General features: G+C 36.4%; 9 protein-coding genes and 1 pseudogene. 8 read left to right on the top strand and 2 right to left on the bottom strand.

All coding sequences use genetic code 11. The features are described from left to right. Nucleotides 1-5: 5 nt before the first annotated feature. From JMX03_RS05530 to JMX03_RS05510, 6 genes and pseudogenes are all read left to right on the top strand, one after another. Nucleotides 6-1,295 (top strand): ThiF family adenylyltransferase, encoded by a 1,290-nt coding sequence (locus JMX03_RS05530; protein WP_201595079.1) that lies wholly within the window; start codon nucleotides 6-8, stop codon nucleotides 1,293-1,295. A gap of 385 nt (nucleotides 1,296-1,680) precedes the next feature. Beyond that, a complete protein-coding gene (locus JMX03_RS05525; protein WP_201559899.1) occupies nucleotides 1,681-2,202 on the top strand; it encodes a Mov34/MPN/PAD-1 family protein in 522 nt (173 codons plus the stop codon). Between the two features lie 3 nt (nucleotides 2,203-2,205). After that, complete coding sequence (locus tag JMX03_RS05520; protein WP_201595077.1) at nucleotides 2,206-3,837, top strand: SAVED domain-containing protein; 1,632 nt, start codon at nucleotides 2,206-2,208, stop codon at nucleotides 3,835-3,837. 64 nt (nucleotides 3,838-3,901) lie between these two features. Beyond that, nucleotides 3,902-8,605 carry an AVAST type 4 anti-phage nuclease Avs4 gene (avs4, locus tag JMX03_RS05515; RefSeq protein WP_201595075.1) on the top strand — a complete coding sequence of 1,568 codons (4,704 nt, stop codon included), beginning with the start codon at nucleotides 3,902-3,904 and terminating at the stop codon, nucleotides 8,603-8,605. Between the two features lie 153 nt (nucleotides 8,606-8,758). Beyond that, a pseudogene (locus JMX03_RS15125) lies at nucleotides 8,759-9,147 on the top strand (transposase). Then, nucleotides 9,071-10,039: an IS256 family transposase gene (locus tag JMX03_RS05510; protein ID WP_406947692.1), complete on the top strand. Its 969-nt coding sequence runs from the start codon at nucleotides 9,071-9,073 to the stop codon at nucleotides 10,037-10,039. The pseudogene JMX03_RS15125 and the gene JMX03_RS05510 overlap by 77 nt, the downstream one beginning before the upstream one ends. Nucleotides 10,040-10,505: 466 nt before the next feature. Here the strand turns inward: JMX03_RS05510 and JMX03_RS05505 are convergent, their stop codons facing one another. Both JMX03_RS05505 and JMX03_RS05500 read right to left on the bottom strand, forming a co-directional pair. Further along, nucleotides 10,506-10,784, bottom strand: a complete 279-nt coding sequence (locus JMX03_RS05505) for a hypothetical protein (protein ID WP_201595073.1) — start codon at nucleotides 10,782-10,784, stop codon at nucleotides 10,506-10,508. Between the two features lie 227 nt (nucleotides 10,785-11,011). After that, nucleotides 11,012-11,221, bottom strand: coding sequence for a helix-turn-helix domain-containing protein (locus tag JMX03_RS05500; RefSeq protein WP_045445187.1), 210 nt, complete (start codon nucleotides 11,219-11,221; stop codon nucleotides 11,012-11,014). 136 nt (nucleotides 11,222-11,357) lie between these two features. Between JMX03_RS05500 and JMX03_RS05495 the strand changes: the two genes are divergently transcribed. Together JMX03_RS05495 and JMX03_RS05490 are read left to right on the top strand one after the other, a co-directional pair. Next, nucleotides 11,358-11,573, top strand: a complete 216-nt coding sequence (locus JMX03_RS05495) for a hypothetical protein (protein WP_020442991.1) — start codon at nucleotides 11,358-11,360, stop codon at nucleotides 11,571-11,573. 2 nt (nucleotides 11,574-11,575) lie between these two features. Then, a complete protein-coding gene (locus JMX03_RS05490) occupies nucleotides 11,576-12,751 on the top strand; it encodes an Arm DNA-binding domain-containing protein (RefSeq protein ID WP_201595071.1) in 1,176 nt (391 codons plus the stop codon). Nucleotides 12,752-12,779: the final 28 nt, after the last annotated feature.

Raw genomic sequence — 12,779 nt, 5'->3', positions numbered from 1 at the left:
ATGTTATGAAAATCAGCGATGGCATACAGCAAAGCTTCAAAAATTATATTCAATCTCTTGGTGGTAAAAGCATTGAGAGCTATGATAAAAAGGGTGGTTTTATAGCCATCGGCTTTGATTTAAATATTCATGGTCAGACAGTACCTTTATCAGTCAAATATATTGATCAAAAGCGTTGGCTATCATTGCCTACAGTGTCAGTTGCTCAGTGCAACTTGCCAGCGTTAGATCATGTGGGTAATAACGGCTTGATATGTGTCACAGATCATCAAGGTGAGATGTTTGATAGCGCTGACTTATTTGGCCTCTTCAAATATGCTGTAGATACGGCTATAAGCATTCTGACGAATGCCCTTGAATCTTACAGTGCTGGAAACAGAAAGGCTTTATACGAAGAGATCGATGGTTACAATCAAACAGTCGTATCGGATGACCCTATTGTTATTGCGACGCATAATCCAAATCAGTCTGACAGCTTATATGCATGGTGTATTAATCTTACGAAACAACGTAATACACCTCAGTGTCATCATATCAAATACTTAGTTGACGGAGCTAGTCAACATCCACCTAGCTCCAACCCTTACACTGCTATAAAAGTAACTAAAATAATCCTGCCTCGTATCGAGAATTTTGTTATTCCTAATCTTTTCACATCCTTTGATGAACACTGGTGGGAACAACAAACCTTAAACTTCAGTACCCAACAGTTAGACAGCTTAAATAAGAAAAGTAAGTTTAAAATCGTTCTCTTAGAGATACCTACGCCTAAAATGCGTACTTACTTGGTCATCTCCTATTATCAGGATATGGCTTCGAATAAATATCGCAATTTTAAGATTCAAACCTTGCAGCGCGGTTGGCGCGAGTATTTACTTAATCGTACTGGCATGGAGTCTCAATTTTCAAGTAAGAAACCTGTTGTGATAGCCGGATGCGGTTCAGTTGGGTCAAGAGTTGCAGAGATACTGGCTGAGTCAGATGTCGATAAATTAATACTGGTTGATTATGATGATATGAAAACCGACAATATTATGCGGCATTACCTTGGAATACAAGATGTCAACCAGTCAAAGGTTAGTGCCCTTAAAAATCGTCTCCAACAAAACATACCTGAATTAGAAGTAGTAGTCTACAAAACTAATATCTTAAACTGGCTTAATAGCCAGAATGATGAACAGCTATCTGAAATGCATTCCATAGTGTTAGCTACTGGTCACCCTCCCACAGAACTAGAGGTGTGCCGCCGCTATATACTTACGAGGCGAATGTCCAAGTTATATCTGGTTGGCTAGAGGCTTACGGGTTGGGTGGTCATATTCTAGGATTCAAAAGCAATGAGGATGGCTGTTTAAAATGTCTTTACTATGATCACGATGGCAATCCTTCAAATTATATAAATACCAGTTTGTTTAGTAATCCTTCAGGCATAGTTTTATCAAGAAATATCACTGGATGTGCTGGAGCGTTCACTGCATACGGTTCAGTTCATGCTATGAAAACAGCAGTAATAATGGCTGAATATGTAATCGAGAATAAAGTAGGATTACAGTCATGGTGCGCTACCAATAAGTTACCGACCAACTATAACTTGAAGGCCACCAAACATCACGCATTGGCTCTACAAAATGGTGGCTACTACTTACAGTCTTTAAATACTATTAAAGTGGCAGGTTGCTCATGTTGCAGTACCTAAATAAGCGCATTATATGGAAAGAAAAAGAAAATGATAAAGCATACGATGGCGCAATAGCCGAGTCTGTCATATCCACATGGTTCGATTTTAGACAGTCACAAGCCAAATCCAAGGAAGCTGGCGGTATATTATTAGGTAGCTATTATCCAGACAGTCATACAATAGTAGTAGACGACTTAACTACGCCAATGTTCAGAGATAGACGTACTCGCACCACTTTCTTTCGTTCCAAATCTCACGATAAAGCTCTGAAAAAATATTGGAAAGATACCAAAGGTTTTGGTGGTCTGCTAGGTTTATGGCATACACACCCTGAGCCAAAACCCAATCCATCTAGTACGGACTTAAATGATTTAGCGAGTCAATTCACTAGTTCTAAATATTTATCGGAACGTATTTTGTACGTCATCGTTGGTACTAGTCATATTGGCTTTTGGATTGCATACTCTCAAAACTCTAAAATATTTTTAGGCTATTTACCTTTTTCTACTGAATTGGACGATTAAATAATGACTACAAATAATCTATCTGTAGTAACTCAGATCCCGCATGATCAAACCCTAAACAAGACTATATTTACTGATCTTGACTCAGCCAAACAATATCTTGATCATCTTAAAGAGACAGGATTGCAATGGGATTCTGTTGGCTTTCTTTCAGACGCAAGCTTCCATAACTTACTGACATTGCTGTTCAATGATGGTGAGCTACTTGATGTTTTTACGTTTTCTCTTACAGATAATGACAATCACTTATTCATTCAATACTTAAGTAAAAATTTTGAAATAACGGTGGATTATAGACTTTCTGAAGTTGAAGTTTTTGAAAATAAAAATATAAATCAGAAAAATGAAGTTATGTCTTTATGGTCTGGTTGTCTTCAAAGCTCATATTCTGTAACGAATGAGTCGTTAAAAGATTTTGTAAATGATCTAATTTTGAAAACTAATGATGGTGGTAGAGGTAAAGATTTTACAGTTAATACAATACGTAAAGTCATGGATGATAGCCATGGTAGATGTATGTTCAGAGGATGTGGTCAACGTTTAGATGTAGACGAACTGACAGGTTATGAAGGTAACTACGGCTATTTAGCTCATATCACTGCATCCTCTACTAAAGGCCCAAGAGGAACACTATATCTATCAACTCTATTGTCTAATGAACCCAGTAACGTTTTATTGTTATGTGATGTACATCATCGCTTGGTAGATAGGGTTGCAAGCTCATATTATCCAGCGCCATTATTAACTAAAATGCGTGAAGAGCATGTTTATTTGTGCAACAAGTTACTTGATGCTCTAAATTATACGCCAGTTGATATTTTCTTTATTCCTTGGGGTGTAAACAGTCAGCATGTAGAAAAACCTAATTCAGTGGCAATATCAAAGTCCCTAAGTGTATTTGAACATAGAGCATCAGATCATATTATTAGTGTGAACTCTGGTGCAAGTGAGTCAATGGATCTTGATAATAGTTTTGAAGAGAATGCTTCAAAGAATATCGAGAAATGTGTTAATAGAATTCATGATCGGACTGAAGGGTCTGGTGCTGCAGTATTCGTTTTAGGTCCAACTTTTGCTTTAATAGGTTTTGGCGCGAAGTTTGGTAATAAATCCAAATTAATGCCAATGCTGCGTTACAGAGATGCTAGTAGTTGGATGTGGCCTGGAGTAGATCCTAGGGAAGATGCGTTTATTATTGATGAGCCAGAGATTGACCCAGAGCAATCAGAGGTTATTGTTAGCGTCAAACTAACTGCAGATGCTGAAATGATTGATTCAACAATTGACCATCTTAATCAGCAAGCCCAAGACAAGCTTCCAGTAATAAATATATATCCTCCTCAGAGTTACGGATACGGTAATGGCGCAATAGCGCATCCACTTGAGGGTGAGAAACTAGCTAATAGACTTAAGGAGATTTTTACTAACTTGAATCAGATGCATGGTATCAAAAAAGTACATCTATTAGTTTGTGCCTCAAATGCTGCTTGTGTATATATTGGTCAAGCTATAGATAGACATCAACCTGAGTTTATAGCCTACGATTATGGAGACAAAGTAATGGAGCCTAAGCTCAGAATATACAACGATGGGAATACTACAGTCATTGAATGTGTGAAAGTCGACTGTGAATAATATTTAATTTTAAAAACTGAAGTTACAAATAATTCATCCAAAGAGCAAAACTACAAGGATTACAATGAACTGGAATAAGTTTGCCATCAAAAATGAAAATAAGGAACAATGGGCGTTCGAGCAGATGGCTTATTTATTATTTTGCTCAGAGTTTAACAATAATGTTGGATTATTCAGATATAAAAACCAAACAGGAATTGAAACTGAGCCGCTTGAGAAAGATGGCGTAGTTTATGGTTTCTCAGCTAAATACTACGAAGTATCTATTAGTGATAGAAAAAAAGAAATTATTGAGGCTATTACAAAAGCCAAAAGTAAGAACCCTGAAATAGACGTTGTTTATTTTTATATCAATCAGGAGCTATCTGAAAGCTCTCTAAAAGACAGAAAGAAAGCTAGCTATGAAGTCGAAATAAATGAAGCTTGTAAAAAGCTTGGCGTCTCACTTGAATGGCGTGTACCTAGTCATTTTGAACTTCAACTAGTTTTACCAAAGCATAAGTATATTCAAGACCTGTTTTTTAGCTTAGATCCAACTTTAGATAAGTTGCGCGACAGTGTTTTTGCTCATAACACTAGTATCTTAAACGCTATTCGTACCAAAATCAGCGTAAATCAGCAACAGATAAAAATTGAGCGTCAAAATTATATTTCAGAAATTGAAGAGCTTACGAGTGGGAACAAGCATATTATCTTGTCTGGCGAGGGTGGTAGTGGTAAAACGGCTATTCTTAAAGAGTTCTATCAGCAGCATTCCTTCAATATCCCTATATGTATATTCAAAGCCACAGAGTTAAACGTTAATCATTTTAGTGATTTATTTCGCTTTGAACATAACTTTTCATCTGCTGACTTCTTCAGTACCTACGAAAATGAAACTACTAAATTATTTATAATTGATTCCGCAGAAAAGCTAGCCGACTTAAGCAATCAAAATATATTGCATGATTTAGTCAACAGTCTTACAACATATGGTTGGACAATAGTTTTCACTACGAGAATCTCATATTTAGACGACTTAAATTTTCATATAAATGAAAGTTACCAGCTACAATGTGAGATTTTAGAAGTTGAGTTATTGTCAGGCGAAAGGTTGATTGAAATATCTGATGAATTTGGAATCGTTCTACCTAATAATGACATCTTTAAGGATAGGCTGAGAAATTTATTTTATCTTAACGAGTATATTAGTCATTATCAGAGTACAGAAGCTATTAGTGATTTTGCTAGTTTTATAGACTTACTTTGGAAAAAGAGAATTCAAAATAGTCTCGTCAAAAGGGATAATATACATATTAAGAGAGGTCGATGTTTAGAAGGAATTGCAAAGCAACGTGCTGACACTAATCGTTTCTATATTACTGGTGACAGCCTTCCTCAGGATGCACTATACCAACTAAAAGCAGATGACATTTTAGGCTATGATGAACAACACGACGGATATTTCATTACTCATGATATATACGAAGAGTGGGCATTAAACCATATTATAAACAAGACTTATCAAAACCATGTAAATATTGAGGATTTTTTTAGTGAGCTAGGTAATTCGCTAGCAATTAGAAGAGCTTTTCGACTTTGGCTATCTCAGAAATTAATAGAAGAAGATACTGATATCAAAAGGTTCATTAATAATGTCTTTGTCAGTGATATAACCCAGTTTTGGAAAGATGAGCTATTGGTTTCAGTGTTACTGTCAGAGTACTCGTTCGAGTTTTTTAAAATATACGAAAATGAGTTGATAGCAAATAATTTTTTTATTTTAAAACGTATTATATTTTTATTACAGGTTGCCTATAAAGACGTTGTATCTTTGCTACAGAATACTAGACCCAAAGGTAAAGGTTGGCAAGCAACTATTGATTTTATCTATAAGCATCAGCTTGATTTTTTTGAAAGTAATAGAAATAGAGTTCTACCGATCTTATTAGATTGGTGTCAAAGTAACCCTAGAGGAGAAACGACAAGGCTTGCTGGTTTACTTGCAGTTAGTATTCTAAAGAAGACAGAACAAGGAGAACATATATACTCTCGAAACGAAGATAATAATATTTATAAAGTTGTTTTTGCGTCATGCCGTGAAATAGAAGACGAAATAAAGGAAATCTTTGATAAAGTCATTGAGCATGTTTGGGTTGAGCATAATGATCCGTATCAAGACTTCTGTGTAACGATTCTAAATAAATGCTATTTAGCTATTCCGTTAATACAGCTATTACCAAAATCAGTCATTGAACTATGTGAAATATTCTGGATCGTAAAGAAAGATGATGATTTCTACCGTTCGTTGAAATATAACCCTGATATGGAAACGAGATATGGTATTAAAGATAGTCATGATTTTAAATATTACCCCGCAAGTGCTCACCAAACACCTATCTATTGGTTACTAAATACAAAAGACTACTCAAATGCAATCGATTTTATCATTCGTTTTACGAACTATGCCGTAGCAAATTATGCTCAATCAGAATTAGGTAGAGAAGATGTTGCCAAAGTTAAAATATACACTCAAGATAAAGAAATCTCACAATATCATAGTTTCGCATTATGGACGATGTATAGAGGTCACGGTAGCCCTGTAACACCTTATTTACTTCAATCTATACATATGGCATTAGAGAAATTCCTAATACAAATTTCAAATGATGAAAACATTGATGATTATATTGTTAGAGTACTATTACTGCGTATTTTAAATACAGCAGAGTCGACATCTATAACGGCCATTGTAGCTAGCATTGTATTAGCACATTTTAATACTTTTAATGATATAGCACTTATGCTTTTCAAAACTATTGACTTATTTCACACTGACACTATGCGATGTAGAACAGAGTATCGAGTGAAGTCAATTTCTAGTACGGGATATGGTTTTAACTTAGATTTAAAGAATATTCTTTATAGAGATGAGCGTCTCAAAACTTGTGAAGACAAGCATAGAAATTCGAATTTAGAGCACTTATGTCTGCACTATCAATTTTATGGCGTAAAAAGCTTTTCAGAAGGTCAAAACTCAGACTTTATTGAAAATATTCTTAAGATTATCGATCAACATAAATCTGAGTTGAGTGATGGAGATGAAACTACAGGTATATTGTTAGCAAGAATGGATAGACGTAATTTAGTACCTGAGGTAATCGAAGAGGAAGAACAAACCAAAGTTGCTTTTACACCAAAATTGACAGAAAAACAAAAAAGGATTAGTGAAACAGCACAAGTAGAATATAACGAAAGGTTTAAATATACTTCATTGGACTTGTGGTCAAATTCTAGCAACGATGAAGAGTATGAGAGTAGTAAAAAGTACAAGGGTAATGCTTTACTGGCTTTAAATGATACTAAAAGTTTATTAAAAGAGCTTGAAAGCACATCAGATGCAACTTTTATACAGCTCAATCGCAATATTGCTTTTCATAGTTGTTCAAAGCTAATTATTGAATATAGCCATCTCCTTCCAAAGTCCGACAAAGATTTATGTAAAAAAGTCATTGAAGCTGGTATTAAGAGACTGTTCTTGGATAATTATGGCTATCAAGTTGGCGATGGTATGGAAGCTTGTATACAGGTTTTACCCTATTTGATTGATGAGTATGCTGGAGATAGTGATGATCTAATCTTAATTTTAATAATGATAATGTTTGATAAACACTGGTTAGGAACATACAAAACAGTCTGTGAACATGCAATTGAAGCGGTTCATCAAAAAAACGTCTGGGAGAAAAATCCTGAAATTGCTTCAAATATATTTAATGGCTTCATTAGATTAAAACCAATATACGACGAAGCCTTAAAGGTTCTAGAAAGTAATAATGAACAATACAGTTTGGAATTGGATAAGAAGCAAGAGATACTTAAAAAATTCTTAGAATTATGCGAAGCAAAAAAAGTATTAGATGAGCCACTAGATAAAATTGTTATTGATGCAAGTCAGTTAAGTCTTTTTGGTATCGCTGATCTAGAGACAGTTTATTTATTACTCCCAAACGATACGACTAGTCAAAATCACTTAAATATTTTAGCTTCCACCTTACCTACTATTGTGGAGTTACTACTTAAAAACAGGCGAGATATTAATAATATCCATAATTTATATAAAATCAGACTAAATATCCTTGAAAAAATAAGTACTATTATTGTTCATCAAAAGAATAAAGATATTATAGATAGTCTATTACAGCCATTTTTAAGTTATTTGAAAAAGAGCGAAGAAACGGAACAGCTAATTGAGTGGTTTGTTCGAGCAGAAGATATTTTTTATCAGCCAGCAAGTTTTTGGCACATTTGGCGAGTATTTTATCCTGAGATAATTAAACTTTATCCTCAAACTAGCTACAATCGTGATTACGACAATTTAATTATTAACTATCTACTTGCTTGGGGAAGTTGGAAGCAGAATACAAAAGAATGGCGTAGCCTAAAAGAAAATAACTTATGGTTATATAGTAGTATATCTAAAGATTTAGGCTATCGCCCTTCGGTACTATATTCAATTGCAAGAGGACCATATTCAGTAGCTAGCAACTTCCAAGATCAAGGTATTGATTGGATTAGTAGTATCACTTCAAATAATTATGATTTAAAACTTGGAGACGTTGAATCTGATACTTTGTTTAATTTAGAGAATTATTTACGTCAATACCTATTTTTGAATCGTCAAAGAATTAAGCAGGATGTCAGATTAAAAACTAAAATAATCAACATTTTAGACTTTATGGTTGAGCGAGGTTCAGTTCATGGTTATTTATTGAGAGAGAGTGTTCTATGAGGTGTTGTGATAGCCATTCACTCTCGACTTTCAATTACAGCAAGTTGAGAGAAAAAGCCCCAAACAAGCTAATGTTTGAGGCGAAATAGCTTAACTTGGGAGTTTCCCAAACTCTGTGTAACTGCTTATAATCCATTAACAGGAGAATAAGCAATGACTAACCAATCTGATATCAAGAAACTGGCCGAGCAAATGGCTGGTAGCATGAACAGCTTTGATGACATCAAAGACTTTCAAAAGCAGCTCATGCAATCTTTTATCGACACTGCCTTAGAAGCTGAGATGGAAGACCATCTTGGATACCCCAAGCATGAAAAAGCAGACAAGCCTAATAAGCGCAACGGTCATACTAAAAGACCGTCCGTAGCGACACAGGCGACCTTGAGATCTCCACTCCAAGAGACCGCGGTGGCAGCTTTGAACCTACACTAGTGCGCAAGCATCAAACCCGTATTAGTGGCCTTGATGATAAAATCATATTTCACTACAGGCATAGCCTTCCGTCTTGCGCTTCGGGCAAGTGTCTCCCAGACACTTGCTGATCCTCGCTCATACGCCAAAGGTCAAACCACCACCGAGATTGTAGAGAGCATTAAAGAGCTCTACGATGTCGATATCTCAAGCTCTCTTGTCTCAAGAGTCACTGACAATATTATTGACGATATCACCGCTTGGCAGCACCGGCCATTGAGCAGTGTTTATCCTATCGTCTACTTAGACTGCATCGTCGTCAAAGTACGTCAAGATAAGCAGATTATCAACAAGGCAATCTATCTGGCGCTAGGCGTGGGACTTGATGGTAGAAAAGAGCTGCTTGGCATGTGGCTATCAGAGAATGAAGGCGCTAAGTTCTGGCTTGGCGTTCTCACTGAACTACAAAACCGCGGGGTACAAGATATCCTAATCGCTTGTGTCGACGGTCTAAAGGGCTTTCCTGATGCCATCAATACGGTTTACCCCAACGCTCAGGTTCAGCTGTGTATCGTGCACATGGTACGCTATTCAATGAAGTTTGTACCTTGGACAGATAAGAAGGCAATAGCGACTGATTTAAAGGCCATCTACGGCGCTGATACGCTTGAGATAGCAGAGGCCAATCTTGAACACTTTGATGAGGTGTGGGGCGATAAGTATCCGCATGTCATCAAGTCTTGGCGTAATAACTGGGAGGGCTTAACGGTGTTCTTTGGCTACCCTAAAGACATTAGAAAAGCCATATATACCACCAATGCTATTGAGTCGCTAAACAGCGTGATTCGTACGGCGGTGAATAAGCGTAAGGTATTTCCCTCTGATCAGGCAGCGTTTAAAGTGGTATATCTAGCAACACAGCAGGCATCCAAGAAGTGGTCGATGCCGATTCGTAACTGGACGTCTGCTCTTAATCGCTTTATGATTATGTTTGATGATCGTATAAGCAGGCATTTAATCTAAAGGGCAGTTACACAGAATTCGGGATGGGCTCTTAAGTAGAAGCTTTATATATCTTTTAGACACAAAAAAACCAGATAGCATGTGCGATCTGGTTATTAAGCACTATTCAAATTACAACCTACCAACTGTAAGCTGACCGCCAGAAAAGCTAATGCATGATTCGCAGAACCAAGATGATTGTTTTCTGATGTAAGGTATATCCGCTGGCACATCAAGTTGATACGGCCGTCCACAGTACTCACAGTGCACATCATCTAAGTAAGCCTGGCACTCCGCTAATACGCCAAACAAAATATGATAATCGATATGGTATTGTTTGCAGAGTATTTCTATATGCTCTACATACCGCCCATCATGCCCGTATGCCCAATAGTCTTCACATAGTTGTATGTCGGACTGATCTGCATTAGCGCTAAAAATAAGTTTTAAGCTCATGGTTATCTCCAAACCAAATAATTAACGTTAATCACAACGAATAAGAAATCTCGTAATGATTCATAATGGCCAAAAATTTGGTCTCAAGATTTGTTAAGGTATAACGATTCAGCGCTAATCCTTCATTTAGCTCACGTTGCACCCATATCCTAATTGCCTCATCATTATAAAATATCGGATTGACGCCTAGCATCTTTGCTAACTGTGAACCCTGTTGTATTTGCAGGTTTACCATAAGCTTGGTAGATATCGATATTGCTTCGGCGCTTAACCAGATTGAAGCATGCGGCGGTTTAATAAATGTGTTCATGTATAATCTCCTGTAGATTAATATTTCTTTCTGCTGGTCGTAATGACTTCCTACAGTTGAAATTATACATACATTTTGAGCTATTGCAAATTAAAATAATCTTCTATAGAACTTTTTATTACTTAATAGAACATTCAGCCTATTTGAGAAACTATAGTTTGCTGCATATTATTTGGTGTAATAACTGATAAGCGCAGCGTTATCTTGGGTTCTAAAAGAAGATAGGTTTATTCTTCTTCCTTAACTATCTCATAAAGATCGCCCACTTCAATATCCAAATATAAACATAGCTTTTCTACAACTTCTAGATCCACTCTAGTGGCTTCTTCGTTATACATACGTGTGATTGTGCCTCTGTTCACATCAGTATCTCTAGATACATCAGCAATCTTTAGCCTTTTCTCACCCATAATTCTAGATAAATTACACTTCACCATAACCTCCTCCATAATAAAATAACCTACTGTAGATAAAAATGTCTTGCAAAAGATTATTTTTAGTGTAAATTATGTTCTATAGCAGGTCATAAAGCTATCAGATAATAACACTTTAATCTTTAGTAAGGATTTTACTATGAGTTATACCTATTTAACAACCGAAGAGCTGTCACAACGTATTAAATATGACAGCAAGACCATACGCAACCAGCTTAAAGATGCGGTATTCATTGAAGGCGTTCATTACATCAAACCATTTGGAGGTAGAAAAATCCTTTTTATATGGCAAAAGATTGAAGAGTTGATGCTAACAGGCTACGACGATACCATTCCATTTGCAGCGGGAGCGTAATCATGGCGAGTATCAATAGCCGTAATGGCAACCTGTATGTAGATTTTCGATACATAGGTCAACGTTGTAGAGAGCAAACCTTACTGGCAGACACTAAGCCTAATCGAAAGCGTCTAGAAAATTTCGTTAGCAAAATGGAAGCAGACATTCAATTAGGTAGTTTTCGATATGAAAACTATTTTCCGCAAAGTAAAAAGCTTGAGCAGTTTCAAAGCTTAGAGCTTATGAGGTCAACGAATAGTCATAAGGACTCAAGCTCAGGCTTTGATAGTTTTAGCAAAGTTTGGTTAGAGGAAAAAAAGCCGGAATGGCGGGACTCTCAAATAAGTAATGTGGAAGATATATTTAGAATTTACCTAATTCCTCATTTTAGCAATTTACCGCTAAATACCATTAGCAAAGCCAAAATCATGACTTTTCGAGGCAAGTTAGTCAAAGATGGTAATAACGGACGAACTTTATCAGCGTCTCGCATTAATCATATCATGACGCCATTACGTATGGTGCTGACCGAAGCCTCTGAGCGTTTTGATTTTGACAGCCCTTGGAAGAATATAAAACCACTCAGTGAGCCTAAAAGTAATGTCAGTCCTTTTACTCTAGAAGAGGTCATGCTGATTATCAATAACGTGAGAGCAGATTATAAGCCTTACTATATCGTACGATTTTTTACAGGTATGCGTACAGGTGAGATTGATGGCTTGCCTTGGAAAAATATAGATTTTGAGCGCCGACAAATCATCGTTGATCAAGCAGTCGTTAATGGTGTAATAGGCGAAACTAAAACCTCAGGTTCGAATCGTATCATTCAGATGAACCAACTGGTTTATGATGCATTAGTTGGTCAGCAGAAACTAACTAAACATCAAAGTGAGTTTGTGTTCTGTACAAAAGCGGGTACCCCTTTAAATCATCGTAATGTGACAAAGAGAGTTTGGTATCCGTTACTACGATATTTAGAGCTTGATAAGCGAAATCCTTACCAAAGTAGACATACCGCTGCAACTCTTTGGCTTGCTGCTGGTGAGTCGCCTGAATGGATTGCTGCGCAAATGGGTCATAGCAACACAAAAATGCTATTCACAGTGTATTCTCGATATGTGCCAAACCTAACTCGTCAAGACGGAAGTGCTTTAGATAAATTATTGGTAGCACGAGGAATATTACAAAACATATGAAAGAGCCTATATTTAACAAAAAGACATC

Origin of the sequence: Psychrobacter fulvigenes (assembly GCF_904846155.1) — a bacterium.
GTDB lineage: Bacteria > Pseudomonadota > Gammaproteobacteria > Pseudomonadales > Moraxellaceae > Psychrobacter > Psychrobacter fulvigenes.
This window is presented reverse-complemented; position numbering and strand designations above follow the sequence as displayed.